Origin of the sequence: Mycobacterium senriense, assembly GCF_019668465.1 — a bacterium.
In the GTDB taxonomy this organism is placed as follows: domain Bacteria; phylum Actinomycetota; class Actinomycetes; order Mycobacteriales; family Mycobacteriaceae; genus Mycobacterium; species Mycobacterium senriense.
On record NZ_AP024828.1, the window covers coordinates 2,908,269 to 2,933,113 of the forward strand.

The 24,845-nt window shown below is 65.6% G+C and carries 28 protein-coding genes and 1 tRNA gene; 12 read left to right on the forward strand and 17 right to left on the reverse strand.

Annotated elements, in window-relative coordinates:
- Positions 1-44: 44 nt before the first annotated feature.
- Positions 45-431 carry a hypothetical protein gene (locus MTY59_RS14070; protein ID WP_221041691.1) on the forward strand — a complete coding sequence of 129 codons (387 nt, stop codon included), beginning with the start codon at positions 45-47 and terminating at the stop codon, positions 429-431.
- A gap of 57 nt (positions 432-488) precedes the next feature.
- Here MTY59_RS14070 and MTY59_RS14075 read toward each other — a convergent pair whose 3' ends face one another.
- The gene (locus tag MTY59_RS14075) at positions 489-704 is read right to left on the reverse strand and encodes a hypothetical protein (protein WP_221041692.1); all 216 of its coding nucleotides are present in this window, start codon (positions 702-704) and stop codon (positions 489-491) included.
- A 1,012-nt stretch (positions 705-1,716) separates the two neighbouring features.
- Here MTY59_RS14075 and MTY59_RS14080 point away from each other — a divergent pair.
- Together MTY59_RS14080 and MTY59_RS14085 are read left to right on the forward strand one after the other, a co-directional pair.
- Positions 1,717-2,943 (forward strand): PPE family protein, encoded by a 1,227-nt coding sequence (locus MTY59_RS14080; RefSeq protein ID WP_221041693.1) that lies wholly within the window; start codon positions 1,717-1,719, stop codon positions 2,941-2,943.
- 28 nt (positions 2,944-2,971) lie between these two features.
- Positions 2,972-4,351 (forward strand): PPE family protein, encoded by a 1,380-nt coding sequence (locus tag MTY59_RS14085; protein ID WP_221041694.1) that lies wholly within the window; start codon positions 2,972-2,974, stop codon positions 4,349-4,351.
- Between the two features lie 31 nt (positions 4,352-4,382).
- Here MTY59_RS14085 and MTY59_RS14090 read toward each other — a convergent pair whose 3' ends face one another.
- The gene (locus MTY59_RS14090) at positions 4,383-4,676 is read right to left on the reverse strand and encodes a hypothetical protein (RefSeq protein WP_221041695.1); all 294 of its coding nucleotides are present in this window, start codon (positions 4,674-4,676) and stop codon (positions 4,383-4,385) included.
- Between the two features lie 113 nt (positions 4,677-4,789).
- Entirely contained in the window at positions 4,790-5,182 is a 393-nt protein-coding gene (locus MTY59_RS14095; RefSeq protein WP_221041696.1) for a hypothetical protein, read from the reverse strand.
- A 403-nt stretch (positions 5,183-5,585) separates the two neighbouring features.
- Here MTY59_RS14095 and MTY59_RS14100 point away from each other — a divergent pair, with 403 nt between their 5' ends.
- The gene (locus tag MTY59_RS14100) at positions 5,586-5,813 is read left to right on the forward strand and encodes a hypothetical protein (RefSeq protein WP_221041697.1); all 228 of its coding nucleotides are present in this window, start codon (positions 5,586-5,588) and stop codon (positions 5,811-5,813) included.
- A gap of 379 nt (positions 5,814-6,192) precedes the next feature.
- On the opposite strand, the gene MTY59_RS14105 is transcribed toward MTY59_RS14100, so the two are convergent.
- Both MTY59_RS14105 and MTY59_RS14110 read right to left on the reverse strand, forming a co-directional pair.
- Positions 6,193-6,645, reverse strand: a complete 453-nt coding sequence (locus MTY59_RS14105) for a DUF1931 family protein (protein WP_221041698.1) — start codon at positions 6,643-6,645, stop codon at positions 6,193-6,195.
- A 78-nt stretch (positions 6,646-6,723) separates the two neighbouring features.
- Complete coding sequence (locus MTY59_RS14110; RefSeq protein WP_221041699.1) at positions 6,724-6,912, reverse strand: hypothetical protein; 189 nt, start codon at positions 6,910-6,912, stop codon at positions 6,724-6,726.
- 171 nt (positions 6,913-7,083) lie between these two features.
- Between MTY59_RS14110 and MTY59_RS14115 the strand changes: the two genes are divergently transcribed.
- From MTY59_RS14115 to MTY59_RS14125, 3 genes are all read left to right on the forward strand, one after another.
- Entirely contained in the window at positions 7,084-7,689 is a 606-nt protein-coding gene (locus MTY59_RS14115) for a phage major capsid protein (protein ID WP_221041700.1), read from the forward strand.
- A 17-nt stretch (positions 7,690-7,706) separates the two neighbouring features.
- Positions 7,707-7,874, forward strand: coding sequence for a hypothetical protein (locus MTY59_RS14120; protein ID WP_221041701.1), 168 nt, complete (start codon positions 7,707-7,709; stop codon positions 7,872-7,874).
- Between the two features lie 820 nt (positions 7,875-8,694).
- Positions 8,695-8,949 carry a hypothetical protein gene (locus MTY59_RS14125; protein WP_250160566.1) on the forward strand — a complete coding sequence of 85 codons (255 nt, stop codon included), beginning with the start codon at positions 8,695-8,697 and terminating at the stop codon, positions 8,947-8,949.
- Positions 8,950-9,015: 66 nt separating this feature from the next.
- On the opposite strand, the gene MTY59_RS14130 is transcribed toward MTY59_RS14125, so the two are convergent.
- From MTY59_RS14130 to MTY59_RS14140, 3 genes are all read right to left on the reverse strand, one after another.
- Positions 9,016-9,330, reverse strand: a complete 315-nt coding sequence (locus tag MTY59_RS14130; protein ID WP_221041702.1) for an Mtp family mycobacterial-type pilin — start codon at positions 9,328-9,330, stop codon at positions 9,016-9,018.
- A gap of 198 nt (positions 9,331-9,528) precedes the next feature.
- Positions 9,529-9,699: a hypothetical protein gene (locus tag MTY59_RS14135; RefSeq protein WP_221041703.1), complete on the reverse strand. Its 171-nt coding sequence runs from the start codon at positions 9,697-9,699 to the stop codon at positions 9,529-9,531.
- Positions 9,700-9,811: 112 nt separating this feature from the next.
- On the reverse strand, positions 9,812-9,979 hold the full coding sequence (locus tag MTY59_RS14140; RefSeq protein WP_221041704.1) for a hypothetical protein: 168 nt from the start codon (positions 9,977-9,979) through the stop codon (positions 9,812-9,814).
- A gap of 138 nt (positions 9,980-10,117) precedes the next feature.
- Between MTY59_RS14140 and MTY59_RS14145 the strand changes: the two genes are divergently transcribed.
- Entirely contained in the window at positions 10,118-10,738 is a 621-nt protein-coding gene (locus MTY59_RS14145) for a nitroreductase family deazaflavin-dependent oxidoreductase (protein ID WP_221041705.1), read from the forward strand.
- An 804-nt stretch (positions 10,739-11,542) separates the two neighbouring features.
- On the opposite strand, the gene MTY59_RS14150 is transcribed toward MTY59_RS14145, so the two are convergent.
- The 6 genes from MTY59_RS14150 to MTY59_RS14175 all read right to left on the reverse strand — a co-directional run bounded on the left by MTY59_RS14150 (position 11,543) and on the right by MTY59_RS14175 (position 16,794).
- Positions 11,543-11,618, reverse strand: a tRNA-Arg gene (locus MTY59_RS14150).
- Between the two features lie 49 nt (positions 11,619-11,667).
- Entirely contained in the window at positions 11,668-12,492 is an 825-nt protein-coding gene (locus MTY59_RS14155; RefSeq protein WP_221041706.1) for an LLM class F420-dependent oxidoreductase, read from the reverse strand.
- A gap of 7 nt (positions 12,493-12,499) precedes the next feature.
- Entirely contained in the window at positions 12,500-13,576 is a 1,077-nt protein-coding gene (locus MTY59_RS14160) for a poly-gamma-glutamate hydrolase family protein (RefSeq protein ID WP_221041707.1), read from the reverse strand.
- Positions 13,577-14,803 (reverse strand): Nramp family divalent metal transporter, encoded by a 1,227-nt coding sequence (locus MTY59_RS14165; protein ID WP_415822721.1) that lies wholly within the window; start codon positions 14,801-14,803, stop codon positions 13,577-13,579.
- Positions 14,804-14,901: 98 nt separating this feature from the next.
- Complete coding sequence (locus tag MTY59_RS14170; RefSeq protein WP_221041708.1) at positions 14,902-15,978, reverse strand: NAD(P)H-dependent amine dehydrogenase family protein; 1,077 nt, start codon at positions 15,976-15,978, stop codon at positions 14,902-14,904.
- Positions 15,979-16,002: 24 nt separating this feature from the next.
- Positions 16,003-16,794 (reverse strand): SDR family oxidoreductase, encoded by a 792-nt coding sequence (locus MTY59_RS14175; RefSeq protein WP_221041709.1) that lies wholly within the window; start codon positions 16,792-16,794, stop codon positions 16,003-16,005.
- A gap of 240 nt (positions 16,795-17,034) precedes the next feature.
- Here MTY59_RS14175 and pstS (MTY59_RS14180) point away from each other — a divergent pair, with 240 nt between their 5' ends.
- The 4 genes from pstS (MTY59_RS14180) to pstA all read left to right on the forward strand — a co-directional run bounded on the left by pstS (MTY59_RS14180) (position 17,035) and on the right by pstA (position 21,465).
- Complete coding sequence (gene pstS / locus MTY59_RS14180; protein WP_221041710.1) at positions 17,035-18,141, forward strand: phosphate ABC transporter substrate-binding protein PstS; 1,107 nt, start codon at positions 17,035-17,037, stop codon at positions 18,139-18,141.
- A 254-nt stretch (positions 18,142-18,395) separates the two neighbouring features.
- The gene (gene pstS, locus MTY59_RS14185; protein ID WP_221041711.1) at positions 18,396-19,508 is read left to right on the forward strand and encodes a phosphate ABC transporter substrate-binding protein PstS; all 1,113 of its coding nucleotides are present in this window, start codon (positions 18,396-18,398) and stop codon (positions 19,506-19,508) included.
- A gap of 6 nt (positions 19,509-19,514) precedes the next feature.
- Positions 19,515-20,513 carry a phosphate ABC transporter permease subunit PstC gene (gene pstC / locus MTY59_RS14190; RefSeq protein WP_284145214.1) on the forward strand — a complete coding sequence of 333 codons (999 nt, stop codon included), beginning with the start codon at positions 19,515-19,517 and terminating at the stop codon, positions 20,511-20,513.
- A 49-nt stretch (positions 20,514-20,562) separates the two neighbouring features.
- Entirely contained in the window at positions 20,563-21,465 is a 903-nt protein-coding gene (gene pstA / locus MTY59_RS14195) for a phosphate ABC transporter permease PstA (protein ID WP_221041712.1), read from the forward strand.
- 12 nt (positions 21,466-21,477) lie between these two features.
- On the opposite strand, the gene ku is transcribed toward pstA, so the two are convergent.
- From ku to MTY59_RS14210, 3 genes are all read right to left on the reverse strand, one after another.
- Positions 21,478-22,383, reverse strand: a complete 906-nt coding sequence (gene ku, locus MTY59_RS14200) for a non-homologous end joining protein Ku (RefSeq protein ID WP_221041713.1) — start codon at positions 22,381-22,383, stop codon at positions 21,478-21,480.
- 96 nt (positions 22,384-22,479) lie between these two features.
- Positions 22,480-23,388, reverse strand: a complete 909-nt coding sequence (locus MTY59_RS14205; RefSeq protein WP_221041714.1) for a carbohydrate kinase family protein — start codon at positions 23,386-23,388, stop codon at positions 22,480-22,482.
- The gene (locus MTY59_RS14210; RefSeq protein ID WP_221041715.1) at positions 23,385-24,812 is read right to left on the reverse strand and encodes a mannitol dehydrogenase family protein; all 1,428 of its coding nucleotides are present in this window, start codon (positions 24,810-24,812) and stop codon (positions 23,385-23,387) included. The genes MTY59_RS14205 and MTY59_RS14210 overlap by 4 nt, the downstream gene beginning before the upstream one ends.
- Positions 24,813-24,845 lie beyond the last annotated feature (33 nt).

A 24,845-nucleotide genomic window follows, 5' to 3' on the forward strand; every position in this document is an offset into this window, starting at 1 on the left:
CCGTTGCCGTCGAACAACGATGGCCAAGTGAGAGGAGGGCGACGATGATCGCCTTGGAGTATCACGACAATTGTTGCGGCCTCGCCGACCCGCTCACTCCTCTCGCGGCGGCTGCGTTGCCCGACGATGTGCCGCTGTCGTCGGCGAGTGAGCTCTCCCGACGGGAGGGTGTCGACGGTGCGGGCACCCATACGGTGTACGACGGCCACCGGCCGGACTTCTGGACAGTTGGAAGGCCGGGGCTCCGCGACATCGAGGTGTGCATCGAAGGCACCCGCGCCGACGGCGCGATCAGCTTGGGCCTCGTGGTCAACGGCCTGGACTGCAGTGGTGTTCCGATCGATCAGGCGCTTTCGCTCGCAGACGCCCGGGGGGATGCGGGCGTCTGCGGCGTCAGCTGCCGGGGAGGTGGGCACCTCAAAGCGAGTTAGTCAGCGCCTGAGGATTTTTCGCGCGGCCGCCGTCGTCATCTGTGTCAGGGGTATCGGCTACGGCGGCGGCGGAATCCACCGCTTACCGTCCGTCGTCCAACCGCAGGGCAGGTAGTTCCAGTGTGCCGGCGGGCCCGGGTCGAAACTCAGGCACTTCGGTGCGTAGAACGAGGGGGCAGGAGGAGGCGGCGGCTGCTGGTTCTTGGCGCGGGCGACAGCCCCGCTGAGCATCACGGCCCCAACGGCCATCAGTGTCGCGACCAGCTTCCGCATCGCAGGCTCGGCTTATGCCCTACGAAGCGACGGGCGCTACGTTTCTTCCCTCACGCGCACGGTATAGATGCTAGTCCTCCTCCGCGCACTTGGTGGGATCTGAATCCCTTCCGCCGACGTCGGTCGTTAGCGCGCGGGACGAGTGCATACCGACCGCCTTTGCCAGGGCAGGGCGGCTGACTTTGCGAGCACACCTGGCGCCCTTTTCCCTCGCCGACGCCGTGATGATCCGGAATCCGAACAGCTCGTCTGCCCTCCTGGGCGCGTACTGAGAATTTCGGCTGTCGTGAACGCGAAGAACGAACAGGATGTGGACAGCGCGTGAACACGAAAAGTAGGATCGCTTGGTCATCTACTGGTAGGGCGGGCACTTTGGTGCGGCTTTGGCGCCGTGCAGGAGCATCACGATGAGGTCTCTCGACGCGGGTTCACCCTCGGCGTCTGCAGCGCGGGCGTGCCCGGTCGCTCCCGCGGGTGCGCAAGACCGTCAAGATTGCTGGCACGCAATCGCAGTCATCGCTGATCGCCATAGTCGCCGTGTCGAATCCTATCTGCAGCGACGGCGGCATCGCCCGTGGCGCAACAGGGGATCCTAGCCTGCGACCCACAGGTCAAACTCGCTGACGGCAGCGGCCGCAGACCCTCGGACTCAGCCGGTCGGCCCGTATAGGTGCCGACGATCACGCGTTCGAGCGCACACCGATAGGCGCGCTCAACGGTCCAAAGTATGCGTAGCCCAAGCCCAAGTTGCACAGCCTTTCGGGTGCCACCCGCAGCCACGGCCGTGAGCGCGGAATGCTATTCAGCGAATAGTCGTGTGTAACAACCTATTCCGTTAACATGCGACCGTCAGCAGCGCCGGCGGACCGGCCCGGCAATCCTGGATGACCAGGAGCCGCCAGGTCTGTGAAGCCGGGTACAAAAACCAGCTCTGTGGTTGAGCAGTCAAGTAAAAGAATGCGGCGGGGCGGCCTGAGTGCGACCGTTGCCCAATTAAGCACGAGGTATAGCAATGGATTTCGGAGGCTTGCCGCCTGAAGTCAACTCCGGCCGAATGTACGTTGGCCCCGGGTCGGCCCCGATGCTGGCCGCCGCAGCGGGCTGGGACGCGTTGGCCGCCGAACTGCACTCCGCAGCGGCATCGTATGAGTCGGTGATCTCAAACGTGGCCGGCGCGTGGCAGGGCCCATCATCGGGCATCATGGCGGCCGCCACGGCACCGTATACGGCGTGGATGAGCGCGACCGCTGCCCAGGCCGAGCAAACCGCCAACCAGGCCAGGGCGGCGGCCGCTGCCTACGAGATCGCGTTCCTCGCAACGGTGCCGCCGCCGGTCATAGCGACCAACCGTGCGCAATTGATGGCGCTGGTCGCCACCAATTTCTTGGGTCAGAACACTCCGGCGATCATGGCCACCGAAGCGCAGTACGCCGAAATGTGGGCGCAAGATGCGGCGGCAATGTACGGTTACGCTGCCTCGTCGGCGACCGCCGCGCAAATAACCCCATTCGGAGATCCGCCGCAGACCACCAACCCGGGCGGGACGGCGGTGCAGGCCGCTGCCGTCGCGCACGCGACCAGTGGCTCTGCGGCGGCGAACGCGCAAACCGCACTGCCGCAACTGATGTCGGCCGTGCCGCAATCGCTGCAAAGCCTGACCACGCCCGCCGCCGCTGATCCTTCGCTGCTGTCAGCGTTCGACTCGGCCTTCACGGGACCGTTGGGTCCCGTCTCGCTGTATGGCATCGGGGGCAGCCCGTATCTGCTGGGCGTCGAAAACTACCTGGTGCCCCAGAACGTGGCGAACGTGAACAGCGCCAGACAGAGGCTGGACCGGGACCGATCGAAGCTGGCTCAGCTCGGCGGCGGCCTCGGTTCGGAGACGCGGGTAGTGCGCTCAACGGCTCCGGTCGGCGCCGGAACGTCAACGGGCATCGCCCGTGCCGGCGTGGTCGGTCGCTTGTCGGTGCCGCAGGGATGGGCCGCGGCGGCCCCGGAGATCCGGTCGGTCGCCGCGGTGTTGCCGCAGACCGCTTTTGCCGGTGCCCCGGCCGCCGTCGCCGCGGAGGGGCAGGGGTCGCTCTTCGGCAACATGGCCGCGTCCGGCCTGGCCGGGCGCGCCGTGGCCGCCGCCGGTGGTGGTTCTGCTCGCGCAATGAGCTTCGGGGGCAGCGCATTCGGGCGGGCGGCGACCACCGCCACGATCATCGTCATCAACGCAGACGACGCGCAGGGATAGCCGCCGTCGCCAATACCAAGGAGCAGCAATGGATTTTGGAGCCGTTCCGCCGGAAATCAACTCCGGCCGGATGTACGTCGGGCCCGGCTCGGGGTCCCTGTTGGCCGCGGCGTCGGCATGGGACGGATTGGCCGCCCAGTTGTATTCCGCGTCCGCAGCGTATGAGTCGGTGATTTCGAATCTGTCCAGCGGCTGGCAGGGTCCGTCGTCGGCGGCGATGGCGGCAGCGGCGGCGCCATATGTGGAGTGGATGAGCGCCACCGGCGCGCAGGCCGAGCAGGCCGCCTCCCGGGCCAGAGCGGCGGCGGCGGCCTATGAGACCGCGTTCCTGGGAACCGTCCCCCCGGTCGCGATCGCGGAAAACCGTAGTCAGCTGGCGACACTGGTGGCGACCAACGTTCTCGGCCAGAACACGGCCGCAATCGCGACCATCGAGGCGGAGTACGGGCAGATGTGGGCGCAGGACGCCGCCGCGATGTACGGCTACGCCGGTTCGTCGGCGACCGCCGCGCGGATGTCGCCGTTCAACTCCGCGCCTCAAACGACCAATCCCGTTGGAGCGGCTGGTCAATCGGGGGCGGTCGCCCAAGCTGCCGGCACGGCGCCCGCCAACGCGCAGTCGTCCTTATCGCAGCTGATCTCGACGACCCCGCGAACCCTGCAAGGTCTCGCAACACCCGCGGCGGATCCGCCGTCGCAGGCGTCGTCATTGGCGACATGGCTGAGCAGCCTGAATTCCACACCGTTAGCGCAAGCCGCCGCGAACGTCGAGTTCGTCACCAAGGCCATCCGTCCGGTCAACGACACGTTGCTCAGCATCAGCCTGGGCCTGGTGGCGACGGCGCGGACATGGAGCGATACGGCGGTAGAACTGGAGGGACCGCTGTTCGCCGCGCTGGGTTCGAGCACGCAGGCGGCGGGCGCGGCTGGCACGTCTGCCGTATCGGCGAGCGCCGGCACCGCGGGACTCGCGGGGGCGTTGTCCGTGCCGCCGAGCTGGGCCGCGGCCGGTCCCGGCGTCAAGATCGCCGCCACCGTGTTGGAGTACACCAGCACCGGCGCCGCGCCGACGGTCACGGCGGCCGCGAGCGGTCTCTTGGGCGAGATGGCCTTGGCGGGCTTGGCCGGAGGCGCGCTCGGCGGTGCCGTGCCCCGCGGGTTTGCCGGAGGCGCCGCGCGGAGCCCGGCTCGCCGCTCGTCGGACGACGACGGTAAGACCCCGGACAAGCTCAAGACGGTCCTCGCGGAACTGCAGCAGGCCCCCGAGGCGGTGCAGCACTGGCACACCGACAAGGCGCATCTGGAAAGCCTTTTGGATCAGCTGGCCAAGAAGCCGGGCGTGCACGCCGTGCACCTGTCCTCCGCCGACAAATCCAAGGCCACGCCGCCGCGGGCTACTTGGGGATGACGGGTGGGAAGCGCGAAGCCTGAGACAGTGCCTACGCGGCGCTGTGGCGATGCCACGGCGCGTGTGCCGACGCCCAATTCCGCTCGCGGTTCCCGGTCGGCAGGCGAGACACGGAAGCTAGCGTCACCGCGCTGCTCAATGCGCGACGCCCGGCGGTGCGACGGATCCACCACGCGTTCGCGATGGCCGCGCCGACCACCGCGAGGGTCAACACGATCACGACGTCTCCTAGGGCGAGCAGCAGGATGGTGCCCGCGATGATCCACAGTGTCTCGGCAATGGGTAAACGGGCATCAGGGCGTTGGCGAATGATGGTCTGTCGCATGTCAGCCTCGCTGAATGAGGGCCACCGTCTGAACTAGTGACTGCGGGTTTCAACACCTGAGCGGCCGAAAGGCTGCCCGTGCCGGGGCCGGAGGTGACCCAACTCACTGCCACTTATGGCGTCGAGACGGCGGCACGTTTCTGGTTCGCCAGCGCCGTAAGGCCCATGCCGAGGAACAACGCCGCGCCGCCACCGGTCACGATCGCACCGACCGGCGGCAGCGTCCGGTGGCGGATACCGCGCAGCGCGGCGATGATGTCCAGCGCGTCGGTGAGCACCCCGAGCTGCAGAGCGCGGTGGCGTAGTTGCGGCGAGGCGTCCGTGACGGCGAGGGCCAGCGTCAGCTCGCGAGACCCGAACAGTTGGGTGATGAAGGGCTGCTGTTTGGCGGAAGCGAGCCCGAACAACCGTGCGGCTCTGTTCGGGGCGGCCCACGCGGCCACGCCGGTGGCGAATCGCAGCGCAGCGAATGTCGGGATGAGGGCGCTGTTCGTTGTGGTCGTCATGGGACCATCCTCTTCCGGCGAGCCGTCGATGCACAGCTCTTACGGACCGGATACGTGCCAGAGACGTCGAAGCGCCGCCTTGGCCGGATTCGAACCAATGGCGCCGGCACTAGGATTCGGTAGCTACCTCTGGTTTGCCGTCCGGTATTGTAAGCCGTTGTTGCGCAACGGACTTCGGCATCACAGCCAAGTCAACCTCCGCCACTGGTTATAGCCTCAAATCGCGATGTGGTGGAGCGCAGGGAGCGGTCACGACGAGATGGCAAACCCCCTTGCGCACTATCCTGCGGTTGAGGACTGGGGCCCGGAGTGTGGCCGCACTCAGCAGATTCCTAACAGATTCTTGGGAGATTGCTGGCTTGTCTCTCAGCAGGTGGCAAGAGGCGTGGTGGATGATCGATCCATGGTCGACCCCTCCGCCCTCGCCGCCGCCCGCATCATCGAGCACTCTGCCTCGTATCTGAAATGCGGTCACTGCCAACGAGTGGCCACCAAAGCAAATGCTGTAATCCGGCGGTTGCCCGGGATTGACGTGGTGTTATGCCACGACTGCCAATTCGAGCGGCTCACATCAGCGCTGCTCTTGGCGCACACGGAAGTCGAGGAGGGCGACGCGACAGCGGTCGCCTAGGGCTCGACGCATCATCACCGATCCTCTCCGAAATACCCGGCCGGTGGGTTGACGCGGAACTGAGAACCTCGGGGTGCCCAGCGTGGCGGTCGAACCGAAAAACCCTGTCTGACGTGCGTCTGTGACGCGATCGTTTCAAGAGTCACTTAAGCTGCTGGGTCTTTCGTATCCAGCATTGCGAAGCACGTTCTAAAGTCGTCCACGTTGAGGGCCGTTCATTGTTACAGCCACATTCAATTGTCGAACTGCCTCGCCTCAGACGGCTACCGATGCGCCGCGGATTGTCACGAGGCGCGGGGCAAGGCGATCATCGGGGGCTCCGCGACCGTGGTCGTCGGGTAGGCCGACGCACTCGACCGCGATTTAAGCCAGGGATGGCTCAAAACAGCAAGCGGAACAGTGTGAAGACCCGGTCCCAGTGCTCGGTCGACGGGTTTGCCAAAGTTGGATCGAGCACTCGGAACGACCGGGCCAGCGCGATACTCAGCCCGCCGAACAGCTCGGGTAGCAGCCTTTCGGTGTCCTCATCGAACGTGACATCCGCGGGTGGTCGTCGCACCACCTGGCGCAACAAATCGCGGATCTCGTCGGCCTCGTCGAGCTTGTCGAACTCGCGCATCCGCTCCTGAATGCCTTTAGTGATCGGTAGGTCCTGTGGCACGATCACGTCGCGTCCGTTCCATTTCGCCGAGTCACGTGCGGCGATGGCGATGTCATCGATCTGCTCGTCAACGAATTCCCGGAAGCGCCGCACGTCGTTCTTGCCGATTTTGATGCCGGCAACCGAGCGAAAGAACCGTTCGAACGCCGGCACACCTGATGGGTGGGTCATGCGCTACCTCCTGATGCTTCGAGCAACGACGGCGGTCACGGCACCCGATGGTGTGGCCGACTCGGTATCCGGCTGCCATCACAGGGTCATCGCGTGGGCAGGCGGGCAATCGCCCCGACGCAACAGCACGAACTGCTCGGCAAGCCACACCAGGGCGGGGCCATTGGGGTCCACGCCCGGCAGAAGATCAAGCATCTGGTGCGCGTCGCCCACGCACTGTGCAAGGAAATCACGCTCTTTCTTCTCAAGGCTGGCCTGTGTCGTCATAGTGCGCTCCTGACGAGTCATCGTGTTGGAAGGCGAGGGGCAACCCGTCTCGAAGTAGCTTGCGCGACCGAGGTGTCCGTACACCTGAGCCTCTGGGTACGAGTAATCGACATTCGATTGGACCTCCCAAGACGGTTTGCGGTCCGTGCGCCACGATCGCTGACCGCCTCATTGTCAACGGCACCAGTAGCGGTCGAGCTGCAGCGCTCCGTAATCAACAGCGAGTCGAACTATCTGATAAACGCCAACGCCTCCGGTGGTCCGACGGCTGCGGAGTTCAACGGGCTACTTGCGGTGAGTGGGACGCTGGCGCAAGACGCGACCAGCCTCACCTTTGCGGACGCGCTCTCGCACGCGTACACGAAGATTCGCACCGGATCAGCGTTTAGTGAACCGGACTTGGTCCTCACCTCGCCTGCAACGGCCGCGGCGGCGCTAAGAACCAAAACATCCACCGGCGCCTACGTTTTCGACATCGTTCGCGGCCCCGGCGGACTCAACCAACAGAATGAGTTCGACGTGTTCGGCGTCCGAACCGTCACCAGTACTCAGGTGCCAGACGGGACCGCGATCGTGATGTCTATCCAGGGCGGCGCAGCTGTGGGCTGGATCCGGATGGGCCTCGAGCTCATGTACAACCCGTACGGCGGCACCACCGACGCGGGCGCTGATCTCTGGCGGACCAACCAGTACGGCTGGCGAGCTGAGGAACGTGTCTCACTGAGCGTCCCGCCGCCTGCGGCGATCTGTGTCGTGACCAACCTGCCCACATCATGATCTTAAAGGAACCAGCAGTGGCCGAGAAAACCGAGAAAGCCGTCAGCGTGAAAGTCCAAGCGCCGTTCCGTGTTGTCCACGAAGGCAACGCTTTCACCCACGGCGACACACTCACCGTTCCGGAAAGCATTGGCGCGGAATGGGAACGCTCACGCTGGATCGAACGCGTGACAGGCAAGAGCTGATAACATGCCCTCGGCGTGGCCTGGCGTCAACCGCATTCAACCTGATCTCCTGATCCAGGCAGGTAGCGATGGCGTGGCCAGCATGGTGGACGTTTGAACACCTAGCCACGACCAGCGCCACGCACGCCGAGACCTTAAGGGCGCTCAGCCCAAATAGCCGCGTGCATCCGCTCAGGCTGCTACAAATGCTGTCACCCCTATGACCGGCGGCAGAGTGCCGTCATCTGCGAGAAAAGGATCATCCCGACATGAAGACGAGAGTATTTATTGCCACCGCAGCGCTGTTCGCAGCGGTGGCGTGGACGGCACCCGCAGCCTCAGCTAACACCCCCTATTGCGATTCGCTCGCGCCCAGGGACGCTCACGAGTGCAATTGCGGCTTCGACTTCGCCCCCGGCAGTCCGGAGCTTCACGCTTGCATGTATGGAGATGCTGCTGCACCTAGCCCCAACCCCGCTCCCAGCCCCAGCCCCAGCCCGTAGAGCGGGCCCGATCACCGATACATGCCCGCCAAACCTCACCCCTGACCAGGGGGTATGCGAATCTCAGCAAACGACCATCCGGACGGGCCAAAGGCTTAGATCATTTTTCGCGCACGGCAGCGAAAGTGGCACTGTCACAACGCTTTTCGTGAATGAATTGCATTAAACCACAACCCTTTTGGAGCATTATGGCAGCGAAGCACGGCACGCGGCGGCGCTACATCGCGGGCTGCCACTGCCCGGAATGTACCAACGCCAACACCACTTACCAGGCAAATTACCGCCAGAGGCGCATCGGCGCTGAACCGACAACTCCGAGTGTCGCCGTGTCAGGGTCATTGGCAGTAACACCCGGGCCGGTCGAGATCGGCGTCCAAGAGGAGATCGGCGACTCCGCCGAGTTGCGTCCGGGGCTTGCTGAGACGGCGCTCGCGTTCGCCCGCTTGTTAGACAACCCGGGTGCGCGGAACGTGCATCCCAGTGCAGCAAAGGTACTGGCCGGGCTGCTGGGCGAGCTGGGGCGGGTTGGTGTGCCTCGGCGACGTTCGCAGTTGGCGCTGGTCAGGTCGATGACTGAGAAGGACGGTGCCTGATGGCGGGCCTTTGGGCGTCCGCCATCAGGTGTACGAGTCGCCGATTCGGTGACTCGTCGGCGATGATTAGTGGTGATCGCCCGGAGGGCCGCCCTGCCAGTGGTCGCGGTCACCAGGGCCGTTCTGCTGCCAGTGGTCGCGGTCACCAGGGCCGCCCTGCTGCCAGTGCTCGTCGTAGTCCCCATTGTGCCAGTGACCCTGGTCGCGCGGCTCGCCGTCGTAGAAGTGGTCGTCGTGGCAGCGGCCCCAGTCATAGTTGTTGCCCCAGCCCTGATCCCACTGCTGTCCGGGGCACCAGTGATAAGTAGGCGGCGGAGCGATGGGTGAGGCCTCGGCGACTGCCGCAGCCCCCACACCCGCGAGGCCCAAACCGCTGGTCAATACGAGCGATGATGTTGCAATACGCATGAAGTTCCTCATGCGAGCCTGGTTACCCGCTCGCGCGTAAGAACCATCTCAGTAGAACCTGTGAATAATCTCGGTGACGCGTAGGTCTTCCACACGGTGGAATACCTGGTTCCACCTGAAGGCCGTCTAGGCGAGATCATTGCCAGGTAGTGACGGCTACCATGTCGAACGCTAACGCGACCCCCTGACGTTGGTCACGTACTCGCGCACTGGCCGGTCAGCACCCGTCGTCGGCCGTTGGCTCAGGTTTGCGTTGGTCTGATATCGGTGGGGCTCGATCCGCTGCCCGCCTTCGTCGTCGACGGTGGTGACGGCGACCGGCTTCGCTGTGGTTGTGTGCATTGCGGGGCCTCCCGTCGATCGTTTGCCCAATGCATCCATGTTAGAGAACGCTAACGTCTAGTAACTTCTTCCCGCCATGCGATACGGGACCTCACAATCTGTAGACGCACTTTCAGTAGCCGACCATTCGCCGGAACCACCTGGTCAGCTCGCGGCGTTCATCCTGCAACGCATCCGCGCCCATGGCTGTCGACGGCAGCGGCCCACCCCGCTCTCGAGCCGCACGGCGAAGGGTCGCGATCAGTTGCAGCTTGGAGTGAATGGTGTCGATGTAGCGCACAGCGGCTTAGCGTGCCCGCACAAACCGAGTGCGGCAATTCACCACCGTCCGGCGGAGTTAAATAGCTAGCTGAGGGGGATCCGATACGCCGGTCGGCTCCTTCGGCGGCGGGTTCCGTTGGGGGTCTCTTGCCGTCGCGTGTCCGGCGGTGATGAACTGGTGAATCCTGCTAAATCGGCCAGCATGGGAAGTTTCGACGTGAGCGGCACTGAGACCGGAGCAGCACCTGACGATGGCGTTCCACAGGAATGGCGGCACAACCCGTTCACCCGCTGGCCGCAGCGCGGCGGAAAGGCTTTGTCAACGTTGCAACTGCCGTACTTCCTGCTGCACCCGCCCGCCGGCTTCGGAGTACTCACGACGACCGGGCGTCGGACCGGGAAACCCCGACGGAAATGCGTGCGGGTCATCCTGGACAACTCCGTCGCCTACCTAGTCATGCTCGGACCGGTCCTGTTGAAACTGCCCAAGGACCAGGCCATCACGAACTGGCTGCGTAACATCCGGGCGAATCCAGCTGTACGACTGCGTGTCTCTGCTGGGATGTTCACCGGCACCGCGCGGGAACTCAGTGAGCCTGCCGAACTAGCTACTGCTCGGCGGGCATACACCAACACGGTGAACGCTTTTGATTCCTGGGAGTACCGGTTCCATACCGCCGATCGGCCCACCCACGACAAGATTCAGCGCCTACACCAACACTGGTTCGATACCGGGGTACCGGTCGCTATCGATCTCCGCGATTCGGGTTCGCGCTGATGCCCCCAGGGATAGGGGTTCTTCGCGCCGACACTCGCAATAAACCAGTTCAAGCTCGAATCGGTTCCGAAAAGTGGTCCGTCAACTGACAAACCGGTGGTCCGCTGACTATGGCAGACGACGAAGTCACCGTCAGCGGCAGTCATTCAACGTCGGCCGGCCGCAAAATCGGTCCTCCCCTTTGAGAGTAGGGGCGGCCCGAACAACTGGTAGGACGCGCACTATCGCGATCCGGTTCCGTCGGGACCCGAAGTTCCCGCCCCTCCACCGCAGGTGATCAGCAGGTGACGGACGGGCCGCCTTTCATGGGGCAGTAAGGAAGACAACTCACCGACGTTGTCGAGACGGCGAACGCGAGCAGCACCGCAAACAAGACTCTCTTACCCTTGTTCATAAACTGGAGAGCGTACGCCCGGCCGGGATCCCCCCGTGCGATTTCCGCGCGTGGTAATGCCGGTTGCGGCCACCAGGGCGGCTACACACCAAGCCGGGGTGTAGGTCTGGGGCGCCGGGGAATTGGGGGCCATCAGGCCGCCCTGACGATGGCCGCTTTAGGCGCTCACCGCCCCGCCCGCCTGTCCAGATCGTCTGCGACCTGCAGTAGCTCCTGCGCCGTCACTACCACGGAGATATGCCAGCGACTCGGGCATAGACGTGGGATTGAAGCGCGAAAGCAGCTCCTCCATGAGGTCTCGCGCAGGGATTATCGCTGATGCGTTCGTATATTGACTGCCTCTCGGAAGGCAGCCACACCTAGATCCAGTTGTGCAAACCTTGTGCGGGATTACATCTGTGGTGGTCAGATGGTGCCCCCGGCAGGATTCGAACCTGCGACACCGGCTTTAGGAGAGCCGTGCTCTATCCCCTGAGCTACGGGGGCGGACGGGCCTGAGCTTACCGGCACGCCCGCCGGTAAATCGCCGCGGCGGTCAGCGCAGTTCGGCAATCACCTTCGAGAAGTTGTCGATGTTGTTGTCCTGCACGGTGAAGGACGACACGCCGTATTTTTCGCGGTATGCGAGCAGCGTGTCGGCGATCTCGCGGGGCGAACCGCTCAGTACCGAGGGCTGGGACAGGATCTCTTCGTCGGACAGGTCCGGCGCGTAAGCGCGGGTCAGCTTGAGGTCGGGCTCGGTCTCGCCGACCCGCGGCATCGCCGTGATGGCCAGGTTCAGCTCGAGTGAATCGAACCGGTCTCCCGCAGCCTTGCGGACGAAGTCCACGCGTTCGGCGAACGGGTCCTCGACATCGCGCACCTTGGAGCCGGTCAGCCCGATGATGTCGGCGTTGCGGGCGGCGATGGTCAGCACCCGGTCACCATTGCCGGCGATGATGAGCGGCGTCGACGGGTGGTGCTCTTTCAGGTACTTCGTCATGTGTTCGAGATAGTCGACCCGCGCGCCGGCGCTGGGATACGGGATCTCCGCGGCCTCGAACTCTTCCCGGACGTAGCCGGTGCCGAGCCCGATCTCCAGGCGGCCGTCGCTGAGCAGATCCAGACCTTGCATGTCCCGGCTGAGCAGGGCCGGCTTGTAGAACGCGGAATTGAGTACATACATGCTCAGCCGCAGCGTAGTGGTGACCATCGCAACCGCGGTCAGCGTCGGGAACGGAGCCGCCGCGCCTAAATGGTCGGGCACACAGAGGATGTCGAAGCCGGCGTCCTCAGCCCGCTTGGCCTTGTCGAGCAGTGCCTCGCGTGACTTGAAGAACCGCAAGCTCATTCCAAAGCGAAATTCCTTGGCCACCAACAATCTCCGTTCAACGATCCGACAAAGACCAACTACGGGCGGAGGTCGCCAGCCCCTGGATCAGGGCGCTGGTGACCGACGACAAACCGTCATCACCGGGCAGCGGGCTGCGCGGGCTGATCCCCCTGACCCGGGCCGAGAGCTCCAGCTGGGTTCCGCCGCCACGCACCCGGTTCACCGGATTGCGCGGATGCAGGCCCCGCAATTCCGGCGGTATCTCGCCGAGGTCGGTGATCACCTGGTAGCCGTCCAGCCGAACATGCCGGGTCAGGTGCGCGGCCAGCGCCCGGTTGCGGCCTCCCGCCAACAGTTGGGTGCTGCGACCGTCGCGGCCGTACCCGTGCAGCGACACCGCGACGTCGACATGGTCGAGGAATTCGGCGAGCCGCGCCGACTCGGCCGGGTCAAACAGGGCCGACGGCAGGTGATGCGGGTAGGCGTCGGGATGGCGCACGACGTACACCGAGGCGCCGGCGGCCTCGGCGGCACGCTCGGCGATCACGTCGGTCATCTCTTCCAGCCCGCCGCCGTGGATCGCCAAAAAGCCGAACTGCGAACGTAATTGGCTGTTCTCGGTCACCCCGGGCTCGCTCAGTAACGCCGAAAGCGACTGTGGCCCAGGCCCGGACGTCGACGACGTTTTCGGGCGGGGCCAGCCGGCGGGATCCCAGCGGCGCAAGAAGTCGACCCAGCGTTGCGGCAGCCCGTGCTGGGTGGCGCCGTCGATGATCTTGGGCAAATAGCCCGGTCTGGGCGGGCCCGGCGTCACGCGGTGGTCGATGTAGACCCAGGCCGGCTCGGGTCCTTCGTCGGTGTGCACGGTCATCTCGTCGCGCCGGTAGCGCACCGGAACCCCCTCGGCGCTGTCCAGCGTCGCCAGGTCACCGTCGGAGATCCGCCACACCACCCCGTACACCCGGTTTCCGGCGAGCGGTTCGACGGTGGCCACGCCGCGCTGATTGATCAGCCAGTCGTGGTCGGCCAGCACGGCAGGCCGCGGATGCGCGGCGTCGGGGCAGCGTTGCGCCATCTGCCGGACGCATAGGTTCGACCCGTATGCGAAGTAAAGGTGCCGCAGCGCCGGCATTCAGCCGGTCACCGTCAGCCAGATGAGCACCACGTTAAGCAGACTAATCAATGTGCCGACGGCCCAGCCGAGAATCGTCGTGACGCGGTGATTGGCGTCGCTACCCATCAGCGCGCGATCGCTGGTCAGCCTGATCAAAGGCAGCACGGCAAAAGGTATTCCGAACGACAACACCACCTGCGACAGCACCAGTGCGCGGGTGGGGTCGAATCCCACCGCCAGAATCACCAGGGCGGGCACCAGGGTGATGACCCGCCGTACCACCATCGGAATCGACCGGTGCAGCAACCCCTGCATGATCATCGCGCCGGCATAGGCGCCCACCGACGACGACGCCAGGCCCGAGGCGAGCAACCCGATCGCGAACAGCACCGCGATGGTCGCGCCCAGCGTGTTGTGGATCGCGGAGTAGGCGCCCTCGATGGAGGCGCTGACGTCGCGGTGTTGCAGGTTGATCGCGGCGATCAGCAGCATCGCGGCGTTCACCGTGCCGGCCACCGTCATCGCCAGCACCACATCCCAGCGGGTGACGCGCAGCAGCAGGCGCCGATGCGAGCCCTCGTCGGGATGCCCATGCCGGTCCAGGACCAGGCCCGAGTGCATGTAGACCGCGTGCGGCATCACGGTGGCGCCCAGGATGGCGGCTGCCAGCAGCACGCTTTCGGTGCCGTGGAACCGGGGCACCAGTCCGCCGAGCATCTCCTCCGGCGGGGCCGTCTTGACGAAGAAGCTCGCCGCGAACCCGATCGCGATGACCAGCAGCAAGCCGGTGATGACCCGCTCGAAGATGATCTGTCCGCGCCGGTCCTGAATCCCCAGCAGCAGCAGGGCCACCAGGCCGGTGATCAGCCCGCCGGCCAGCAGCGGCAGGTTGAACAGAATGTGCAAGGCGATGGCCCCGCCGACGACCTCGGCCGCGTCGGTCGCGATGGCCACGAGTTCGGCCTGAGCCCAGTAGACCAACCGCGCCGGGCGGCCCATCCGCCTGCCGAGCGTCGCGGGCAGGGAGCGTCCGGTGACCAGTCCCAGCTTCGCCGACAGGTACTGCACCAGGCCCGCCAGCACGTTGGCCGCGACGATGACCCACAGCAGCAGGTAGCCGTACTGGGAGCCGGCGCTGACGTTGGCGGCGACGTTTCCCGGGTCGACGTAGGCGATGGCGGCGACGAACGCGGGCCCGAGCAGATACCAGTTGCCCTTGAGTGAGCCCTGGGTGCGCTGCCCCAACGTGTCGCCCTCGATTCACTTCACCGAATAAGAAAGTGAGGTTAGTCGAACATCTCGGCGCGACCCGCAGCGGCTACGGCGTTTCCCGCACTCGGGCCTCACTGCGGGAGGTAGAGCCCCTTGCCGGTGACCAGCGGCAGGTCCAGGGTCGTCACGATGCCGGGCCGGGCGGCCACCACCGCGGGGATCGCGTTGACGACGCGCATCGCGGTGGCCACCAGGCCGGCGTGGTTGTGATCGCCCTTGCGACTGCTCAGGCAGACGTCCATGGCATAAGACGGTTCGCCGGTGATCTCGATGCGGTAGGAGCCGCCCTCCTGCGCGGGTTGCGGCCACTCCGGGCACAGGTCCTCGCGCAGCCGGGTGACGTGTTCGAGGACGACGACGGGGGCGCCGTCGACCATGCCGAACACCTCGAAACGCAGCGCCGCGGCGGTGCCCTTGGCGATATGGCCCGAGGCGATGTCGAAGTCCTCGGGGGCGGGGATGCGGACGTAGTCCTGGGTGACCTCGTCGAGCGAAATGCCCAGGCCCGCAGCCATTTGGCGGATCACCGAGCCCCACGCCAGGCTGAGCACGCCGGGCTGCAGCAGCATGGGTACTTCGTCCAGCGGCTTGCCGAAGCCCATCACGTCGAACATGACCGCGGCGCTGTCATACGTGGCGTAGTCGACGATCTCCATGCACCGGATCTGCTGGATGCTCTGGCAGGTACCCGCCAGCGCCAGCGGCAGCAGATCGTTGGCGAAGCCGGGATCGATGCCGTTGACGTAGAGGCTCGAATTCCCTTCTTGGGCAGCGTCTTCCAAAGGCTTGATGAGTTCCTCGGGGATGACCTGCCACGGGTACTGCAAAAAGACCGGGCCGCTGCCGACGATGTTGATTCCCGCCGCCAGGACGCGCCGGTAGTCCTCGAGCGCCTCGGGCAACCGGTTGTCGGCCAGTGCGTTGTACACGGCGCATTGCGGCCCGGGGGCCAGCACGGCATCGAGGTCGGTGCTGGCGAGCACGCCGGTCGACTCGCTAAGGCCCGCAAGCTCTGCCGCGTCCTTGCCCGCCTTGGCGTCCGAGGACACCCAGACGCCCTTCAGGTCGAACTCCGGATTGGTGATGAGCGCGCGCAGGGCGTGGACACCGACGTTGCCGGTGCCCAATTGGACGACGGGGATGGGCATGACGTGCTCCTTGGCGGTCGGGGGTCACAGGTCCGGGACGGGGATGTCGAGGTTGGGGAAGGTGAGGCCGCCGTCGACCTCGAGCGTCTTGCCGGTCAGGAAGCTTCCGGCCGGGGATGCCAAATAGACTGCGGCAGCGGCGATGTCGATGGGATCGCCGAGGCGGCGCATCGGTGTGGCCTTCTCCATCGGCGCGCGCAGTTCGTCGTTGGACGCAACCACGTCCAGGGCGGAGGTCAGGATGGATCCCGGAGCGATCGCGTTGACGCGAACGCGCGGGCACAGGTCCAGGGCGGTCAGCCGGGTGTAGTGCGACAGCGCGGCCTTGGCGGTGCCGTAGGCGGCGAAACCGCGGCCGGCCAGCCGGCCCATGGTCGAGGTGATGTTGATGATGCTGCCGCCGTCGGAGTGCTCCAGCATCAACGGCACCGCCGCCACCGTCAGGGCGTGGGCGGTGGCGACGTTGAAGGTGAAGGCGTCCCTGAGATCTTTCGTCGAGGTGGTCAGCAGCGTATTGGGCATGGTGCCGCCGACGTTGTTGACGACGATGTCTAGTTTCCCGAACGCCTCGACGGCCTTGCCGGCCAACTCCGCGGTGGACTCGGGATGCGCCAGGTCAGCGGCCACGACGTGGGCCCGCCGTCCGACGGACCGGACCTGTTCTGCGACGGCTTCTAGTTGAGACTCCGTGCGTGAGGCGATGAGGACATCGGCGCCCGCCTCGGCGAAGGCCAGCGCGATGGCGGCCCCGAGGCCGCGGCCTGCACCGGTGATGACGGCGACTTTGTCGTCGAGACGGAACCTGTCAAGGATCATGGCGGCCTCTCTTCATTTCGGTGTCAGCCGACACGGTAGCAAGCCGCGCCGTCTCAGATCGGGCATTTCTGGAACAGGTTCTACTTTTGCACCCGGGCGTGGCGATGCGGCCCGTAGCGCAGGCATGCGCGCGGTGCCGGGCGCCCCGCCCGCGCCGGGCGACCATTCGCCCGCCGTTAACCTTGGTGCTGTTAGCTGAACGGCGACGATCATGTCTGGTCTTCACCGTGAGGAAGTAACTTGAGGCGCAACCGATTTGGTGTCGCATTGAGCGTCCTGACGGCCGGTGCGCTGGCGTTGTCGGGCTGCGGTGGCAACGACACTCGGGCATGGGGGAGCGGGGCAACCCCGCCGGGCCACGTCGATTGTGGTGGAAAGAAGGCCCTGAAGGCCAGCGGATCGACCGCGCAGGCCAACGCGATGACCCGCTTCGTCAGCTCGTTCGAGCGGGCCTGCTTCGGCCAGACTCTGAACTACACCCCCAACGGTTCGGGTGCCGGCATCGGTGAATTCACCGGTAATCAAACGGATTTCGCCGGCTCGGACTCACCGCTGGCCCCGATCGAATACTTCGCGGCCCAGGCGCGGTGCGGTTCGCCGGCATGGAACCTGCCGGTGGTTTTCGGCCCGATCGCGATCACCTACAACGTCACGGGTGTCAACTCGCTGATCCTGGACGGCCCCACCACCGCCAAAATCTTCAAGGGCGCGGTCGCCGCCTGGAACGATCCCGGCATCCGGGCGCTGAACCCCGGCACCCCGCTGCCCGCCGAGCCCATCCATGTCATGTTCCGCAGCGACCAGTCCGGCACCACGGACAATTTCCAGAAATATCTGGACTCCGCGTCCGACGGCGTGTGGGACAGGGGTATCGGCAAGGTCTTCAACGGCGGGGTCGGCGAGGGCGCCGAAGGCAACGGCGGCACGTCGGCGGCCGTGAAGGCGACCGAAGGATCGATCAGCTACAACGAATGGTCGTTCGCGTTGGCGCAGGACCTGGCGATCGCCAGGATCGTCACCTTGGCCGGCCCGGACCCGGTGTCGATCGGTGCGGAGTCGGTCGGCAAGACGATCTCCGGCGCCACCCTGACCGGGCGGGGCAACGACTTGGTCGTCGACACCTTCTCGTTCTACAAGCCGACCCGGCCCGGCTCCTATCCCATCGTGCTGGCCACCTACGAGATCGTGTGCTCGAAGTATCCTGACCCCCAGGTCGGTGCGGCGGTAAAGGCGTTCCTGCAGAGCACAATCGGCGATGGACAAAGCGGCTTGGCGGGCAACGGGTATATCCCGGTGCCACCGGCATTCAGGTCACGGCCGGCGGAATCCATCAACGCCATCTCGTGATGTGAGAGCGCGCCCGCGGGCCGTCCCGAAAACCAACCGATTTTTCTTTGCTGCCGCGGCGTGGCGACCCACTGTCGACCACGGCTCGCGCCCACGTCGCCGCCCGGTGCCTTCGCGTTCAGCGGTGAGCGCCGAACAATTTGCTCAACGTTCACCTTGTTACTGTTAGCTTCGTGGCTGCGAGACGGCTGGTCGGCCGCCGTGGGCTACCGACCGGCGGCGATCCTGTTTCATCCCTACCGTAAGGAAGCGAATTGAAACTCAACCGATTTGGCGCCGTGCTGAGTGTCGTGAGCGCAGGCGCGCTGGCGTTGTCGGCATGCGGAAGCGACAACAACGGGTCCGGCGCGAGCGCAACGAGCGGCTCCTCGTCGGGCAACGTGAGCTGCGGTGGAAAGAAGGCCCTCAAGGCCAGCGGCTCGACGGCCCAGGCCAACGCGATGACCCGGTTCGTCAACGCATACGAGCAGGCCTGCCCCGGCCAGACGCTGAACTACACCGCCAACGGGTCCGGCGCGGGAATCAGCGAATTCAACGGTAAGCAAACGGATTTCGGTGGTTCGGACTCGCCGCTGGCGGCCAACGAATACGCCGCCGCGCAACAGCGATGCGGGTCGCCGGCGCTGAACCTGCCGGTGGTCTTCGGGCCGATCGCCATCACCTACAACGTCGCGGGCCTCAATTCACTGAGCCTGGACGGCGCCACGGCCGCCAAGATCTTCAACGGCGCGATCACGACGTGGAACGACCCCGCGATCCAGGCGCTCAACCCGGGAGCCGCCCTGCCGTCCGAGCCGATTCACGTCGTGTTCCGCAACGACGAATCCGGCACCACGGATAACTTCCAGAAGTACCTCGATGCCGCTTCCAACGGCGCGTGGGGCAAGGGCGCCGGCAAGACGTTCAAGGGCGGCGTCGGCGAGGGAGCAAAGGGCAACGACGGCACCTCGGCAGCGATCAAGGCGACCGAGGGCTCCGTCACCTACAACGAGTGGTCGTTTGCTCAGGCGCAGAAACTGAACATGGCCAAGATCATCACCTCGGCCGGCCCGGATGCGGTGTCGATCAGTGCCGACTCGGTGGGCAAGACGATTGCTGGAGCCAAGATCGCCGGCCAGGGCAACGACCTGGTGCTGGACACGCTGTCCTTCTACAAGCCGACCCAGGCCGGTTCCTATCCGATCGTGCTGGCCACCTACGAGATCGTCTGCTCGAAGTATCCCGATGCCCAGGTCGGCACGGCGGTCAAGGCGTTCCTGCAAAGCACCATCGGCGCCGGGCAGAACGGCCTGGCCGACAACGGCTACATCCCCATCCCTGACGCGTTCAAGTCGAGGTTGTCTACTTCCATCAACGCCATCACATAATCTGGGATGGTCGTGACACGAGGAACAGCAATCAGCCCGTCGACCGGGGAGAAGCCGGCACTAACTGCGCTGAGTCAACACGTGGGGCGGCGGGCTGATCGCTTGTTCAAGTTGATGGCCGCCGCCGCCGGTTCGACGATCGTGGTCGCCATCCTGTTGATCGCGGTCTTCCTGTTGCTGCGCGCCATCCCGTCGTTGCGCGTCAACCACGCGAACTTCTTCACCAGCGCCCAGTTCAGCACCAGCGACCCGGCGAAGCTCGCGTTCGGCATCCGCGACCTGCTCATGGTCACGGTGCTCAGTTCGCTCAGCGCGCTGGTGCTGGCCGTCCCGGTCGCGGTCGGCATCGCCGTGTTCCTCACCCAGTACGCGCCGAAGCGGCTGGCGCGCCCCTTCGGCGCGGTGGTGGACCTGCTGGCCGCGGTGCCGTCGATCATCTTCGGGCTGTGGGGAATCTTCGTACTCGCACCCCAGATCGAGCCGGTGGGCGCGTTTCTCAACCGCCACCTCGGCTGGCTGTTCCTGTTCAAGCAGGGCAATGTCTCGTTGGCCGGTGGCGGCACCATCTTCACCGCCGGCGTCGTGCTCTCGGTGATGATCCTGCCCATCGTCACGTCCGTCTCGCGTGAAGTGTTTCGGCAGACCCCGCGCATCCAGATGGAGGCGGCGCAGGCGCTGGGCGCCACCAAATGGGAGGTGGTGCGGATGACCGTGCTGCCGTTCGGCCGCAGCGGGGTCGTCGCGGCCTCGATGCTGGGGCTGGGCCGAGCGCTGGGCGAGACGGTGGCGGTGCTGATCATCTTGCGTTCGGCCGCCCGCCCGGGTAATTGGTCGCTGTTCGACGGCGGGTACACGTTCGCCTCGAAGATCGCGTCCGCGGCCGCGGAGTTCAGCTCGCCGCTGCCGACGGGGGCGTACATCTCGGCGGGATTCGCGCTGTTCGTCTTGACGTTCATCGTCAATGCGCTCGCCCGCGCGATCGCCGGCGGCAAGGTCAACGGATGACGCGCGCCGGCGACGATGCAGCGCGAAGCGATGCCGAGGAGCGGCGCTCGTGACGGTTGAAGCACTGGACCGGCCGGTCAAGGTCGAGGTGTTCCGGCCGGTGAGCTTCCGGCGCCGGATCACCAACAGCGCCGCGACGGTTTTCTTCCTGGGCTCGTTCTGCGTCGCGCTGGTGCCGCTGATCTGGGTGTTGTGGATCGTCGTCGAGCGCGGCTGGTACGCGGTCACGCAATCGGGCTGGTGGACCCACTCACTGCACGGCGTGTTGCCGGAACAGTTCTCCGGCGGCATCTACCACGCGCTCTACGGCACGCTGGTGCAGGCCGGGGTGGCCGCCGCCCTGGCCGTGCCGCTGGGCTTGATGACGGCGGTCTTCCTCGTGGAATACGGATCCGGGCGCCTGGTGCGACTGACGACGTTCATGGTCGACGTGCTCGCGGGCGTGCCCTCGATCGTGGCAGCGCTGTTCATCTTCAGCCTCTGGATCGCAACACTGGGCTTCCAGCAGAGTTCGTTCGCGGTGTCGCTGGCCCTGGTCCTGCTGATGCTGCCGGTGGTGGTGCGCTCCGGCGAGGAGATGCTGCGGCTGGTGCCCGACGACCTGCGCGAGGCCAGCTACGCGCTCGGTGTGTCCAAATGGAAGACGATCGTGCGGATCGTCTTCCCGATCGCGATGCCCGGCATCGTGTCCGGAATCCTGTTGTCCGTCGCACGAGTCATCGGCGAAACCGCGCCGGTGCTGGTGCTGGTTGGCTACAGCCGTTCGATCAACGTCGACATCTTCCACGGCAATATGGCGTCACTGCCGCTGCTGATCTACACCGAGCTCACCAACCCCGAACACGCGGGCTTCCTGCGGATCTGGGGTGCGGCGCTGACCCTGATCATCATGGTCGCCGTCATCAACATCGTCGCGGCGCTGACCCGCTTCCTGTCCACCCGCAGGCGCTGACCCGACTGCGGGTCAGGATTTCGACGACGCCTTCGAGGCCGCCTTCTTGGCCGGAGCCTTCTTGGCGGCCGTTTTCTTCGCGGGGGCCTTCTTGGCCGCGGCCTTCTTCGTGGGTGCCTTGCCGTTACCGGAACGCGCCTTCACGCTGGCCTCCAGCTTGGCGAGCAGATCGGAGACGTCCTCGGTCTCGTCCAGCTCCTTGGGCTGTTCCTCGGTGGTAAACGCTTCTCCGCCTTCGAGTTTGGCGTCGACCAGCTCTTGTAGCTGCTCCTGGTAGGTGTCGTGGTAGCGGTCGGGATTGAAATCTTCGGCCATCGACTCCACCACCTGACCCGCCATCTTGAGTTCGGCCGGCTTGATCTCAACCTTCTTGTCCAGAATGGGGAAGTCCGGATCGCGGATCTCGTCGGGCCACAACAAGGTGTGGATCACCATCACGTCGCGCTTGCCGAAGTCTTTGACGCGCAAGGCCGCCAGCCGGGTCTTGTTGCGCAGCGTGAAGTGGACGATCGCCATCCGATCCGTCTCCGCGAGCGTCTTAGCGAGCAGCACATAGGATTTCGATGACTTCGAGTCCGGCTCCAGGAAGTAGCTGCGGTCGAACAGCATCGGGTCAACCTCGCTGGCCGGAACGAACTCCAGCACTTCGATCTCACGGCTGCGTTCTTCGGGCAGGGTGGCGATGTCGTCGTCGGTGATGATGACCATCTGACCGTCGTCGGATTCGTAGGCCCGGGCGATGTCACGGTATTCGACCGTCTCGCCGTCCACCTCGCAAACGCGTTGGTAGCGGATGCGGCCGTTGTCCTTGGCGTGTACCTGGTGGAACTTGATGTCGTGGTCCTGGGTGGCGCTGTACACCTTGACCGGGACGTTCACCAGCCCGAACGCGATGGAACCCTTCCAGATGGAGCGCATGCAAGTCAGTATGCCCGTAGGGCCGGTGGCAAAACAGCACGACAGGGCTACGACCTGGGATTGTCCGCCCGGACTTTCGCCTATCGGGGCATGCGCCTACTGATCCGAAGCCGCGTCCAGCGCGGCCCGATCCGGCAGGTCAGCTCCGGCGCGAGCGACGGTCAGCGCCGCGGACAGGCTCGCCGCTTCCAGCGCCGTCGTCAGCGCGTCCACCTCGATCGCGTGTAAGTCGGCGCGACGGTCACCGCCCAGCGATCCCGATTCCCACAGCGCGTCGAGCAGGCCGGCCATGAACGAGTCACCGGCGCCGACGGTGTCGACCACGTGCACCGCGCGCGTCGGCACCCGGGCGACGCCCGCCGCGCAGTAGGCCACCGCGCCCCGGTCGGCCATTGTCACCGCCACGATGGCCGGACCCAACCGCAGCCACGTTTGCGCGATCTGCTCGGGCGGGTGAGCGGGGTCTATCCAGCGTAGGTCTTCCTCGCTGACCTTCACGATGTCGCTGCGCTCGATGAGGTGCTCGATGCGTTCGACGGCCAGTTCCCGGTCGGCGATCAGCGACGGCCGAACGTTGGGATCGAAGGTGACCGTGGCCGAGACTCGATATGTGTCGATCAGCGCCGCGACCGCCAGGCAGCCCGGATCCTGCACAGCGGCAATCGATCCGGTATGGACGAATAGCGGCGGGGCGACCGGCGGCGTTCCGGAGAGCCGCCAGTCCAGATCGAACACGTAGTCGGCCGACCCGTCTTCGGAGATGGTTGACCGCGCGGTCGGCGTGCGCTGCGCGCTCCGGCTTTCCGAAACCAGTTGCACCCCTGCGGCTTCGACGTAGTCGACGATGCGTCGCCCATACGGGTCGTCGGCGATCGCGGTCAGGAAGTCGATTTCGCGGCCCAGCCGGCCGAGTCCGACGGCGACGTTGAGCGGACTGCCGCCGACGTGCTCTTCGCTCCCGACGATGTCGATCAGCGACTCGCCGATCACCAGCCCGCGAGTCATCGCACCAAGGCATCCAGCGTCGCGCGAGCTCCCTTGGTGTGCAACGAATCCAGCGCCCAGAGGTAGGCCTCGACGAAGCGTGGCTGATGGGCCAGATCGCTGAACACCGCGGTGATCTCGATGAACACGGTGGGATTCTCGTGCTGCGACCTGGCGATCGGAATGAGCGAGTCCGCCAGCTGGTCCAACACCTCGTACGGGTTGCCCCACTCGTCGACGCCCTCGGCGTATCGGGCCCAGCTCGCCACTACCGCTGCCGCCAGCCGGACCGGTCCGCCGTTGGCCAGGTTGTCGCAGATGACGGGATACAGGAATTTCGGGATGCGATCCGACGAGTAGGCGCACAGCCGCGCGACGGTGTCCCGCACGGCCGGGTTGGCAAACCTCTCGACCAGCGTGCGGCCATACTCATGCAGGTCGATTCCCGGCACCGGCGGGAGCGTTGGGATGGCTTCGGATTCGAAGTAGGCACGCAGGAATTCGGCGAACAACGGATCGCTCGCGGCCTCGTGGACGAATTTGAAGCCGCAGAGATGGGCGAAGTAGGCCAGGCACTGATGTCCCGCGTTGAGCAGTCGCAGCTTCATCAGCTCGTACGGGCGCACATCGTCGACCAACAGCACGCCCGCCTGCTCCAGCGGCGGCCGACCGTCGGCGAAGGAGTCCTCGATCACCCAGGCGGTGAACGGCTCGGCCACCACCGGCCACCGGTCGTTGACGCCGAAGTCGCGTCGCACTTCCGCGGCCATCTCCAAAGTCGTTGCCGGGGTGATGCGATCGACCATCGAACTCGGGAACCGGACGTGCTCCGCCACCCACTCGGCCAACTCGGGATCCACGTGTTCGGCGCTCGCGAGCACGGTACGCCTGGCGACCTCACCGTTGTTCTCGATGTTGTCGCAGGAGGCGATCGTCGGCGCCGCGATCCCGCGCTGGCGCCGTCGGGCGAGCGCCTCGGTGATCAAGGCGAAGGCGGGCCCGTCGGGGTCGCGGTAGCCACCTTCGGTGATGGTCAGCGAAATGATCCGGGTGGAGGGGGCGGCCAGCACCTCCAACGCCGAATCCGGATCGTCCGGGGCGTAGCGGTAGTCGATGATCGAGCCGATCACCTGGGCATCCCGGCTGCCGTTGGGGTTTTCCAGGATCAGTGTGTACAGCCCGTCCTGGTCATTGAGGACGTCGCGCATGGTCCAGTCGGCGGGCATCACACCGATCCCGCAAATGCCCCACTCGTGCGCCAAACCTTGCTGCAGCAGCAGATTGATGTAGGAGGCCTGATGCGCCCGGTGGAAGTGACCGGCGCCGATGTGCGCGATTCCGACGCTGACGCTGCCGCGGTCATACTTCGGCGCGTCGATCGGCAGCTCGGAGAGCGACGCATTGTTCAGATCGATCGCGTTGTTCAGGTTGATCGCGCTGGCCATCGTTGGCCACCTCCTTTCCGGGTCGCAGCCCGG

Excerpts from the sequence above, each read along its gene's own strand:
- MTY59_RS14095 (WP_221041696.1), bottom strand. The coding sequence starts at position 5,182 with ATGACGACCACAACGAACAGCGCCCTCATCCCGACATTCGCTGCGCTG.
- pstC (WP_284145214.1), top strand. The coding sequence starts at position 19,515 with ATGGTCGTGACACGAGGAACAGCAATCAGCCCGTCGACCGGGGAGAAG.
- MTY59_RS14110 (WP_221041699.1), bottom strand. The coding sequence starts at position 6,912 with ATGACGACACAGGCCAGCCTTGAGAAGAAAGAGCGTGATTTCCTTGCA.
- MTY59_RS14100 (WP_221041697.1), top strand. The coding sequence starts at position 5,586 with ATGGTCGACCCCTCCGCCCTCGCCGCCGCCCGCATCATCGAGCACTCT.
- MTY59_RS14070 (WP_221041691.1), top strand. The coding sequence starts at position 45 with ATGATCGCCTTGGAGTATCACGACAATTGTTGCGGCCTCGCCGACCCG.
- MTY59_RS14105 (WP_221041698.1), bottom strand. The coding sequence starts at position 6,645 with ATGACCCACCCATCAGGTGTGCCGGCGTTCGAACGGTTCTTTCGCTCG.
- ku (WP_221041713.1), bottom strand. The coding sequence starts at position 22,383 with ATGCGCTCCATCTGGAAGGGTTCCATCGCGTTCGGGCTGGTGAACGTC.
- MTY59_RS14160 (WP_221041707.1), bottom strand. The coding sequence starts at position 13,576 with ATGCCGGCGCTGCGGCACCTTTACTTCGCATACGGGTCGAACCTATGC.
- MTY59_RS14170 (WP_221041708.1), bottom strand. The coding sequence starts at position 15,978 with ATGCCCATCCCCGTCGTCCAATTGGGCACCGGCAACGTCGGTGTCCAC.
- MTY59_RS14075 (WP_221041692.1), bottom strand. The coding sequence starts at position 704 with ATGCGGAAGCTGGTCGCGACACTGATGGCCGTTGGGGCCGTGATGCTC.
- MTY59_RS14175 (WP_221041709.1), bottom strand. The coding sequence starts at position 16,794 with ATGATCCTTGACAGGTTCCGTCTCGACGACAAAGTCGCCGTCATCACC.
- MTY59_RS14205 (WP_221041714.1), bottom strand. The coding sequence starts at position 23,388 with ATGACTCGCGGGCTGGTGATCGGCGAGTCGCTGATCGACATCGTCGGG.
- MTY59_RS14085 (WP_221041694.1), top strand. The coding sequence starts at position 2,972 with ATGGATTTTGGAGCCGTTCCGCCGGAAATCAACTCCGGCCGGATGTAC.
- MTY59_RS14090 (WP_221041695.1), bottom strand. The coding sequence starts at position 4,676 with ATGCGACAGACCATCATTCGCCAACGCCCTGATGCCCGTTTACCCATT.
- MTY59_RS14210 (WP_221041715.1), bottom strand. The coding sequence starts at position 24,812 with ATGGCCAGCGCGATCAACCTGAACAACGCGATCGATCTGAACAATGCG.
- MTY59_RS14135 (WP_221041703.1), bottom strand. The coding sequence starts at position 9,699 with ATGCACACAACCACAGCGAAGCCGGTCGCCGTCACCACCGTCGACGAC.
- MTY59_RS14080 (WP_221041693.1), top strand. The coding sequence starts at position 1,717 with ATGGATTTCGGAGGCTTGCCGCCTGAAGTCAACTCCGGCCGAATGTAC.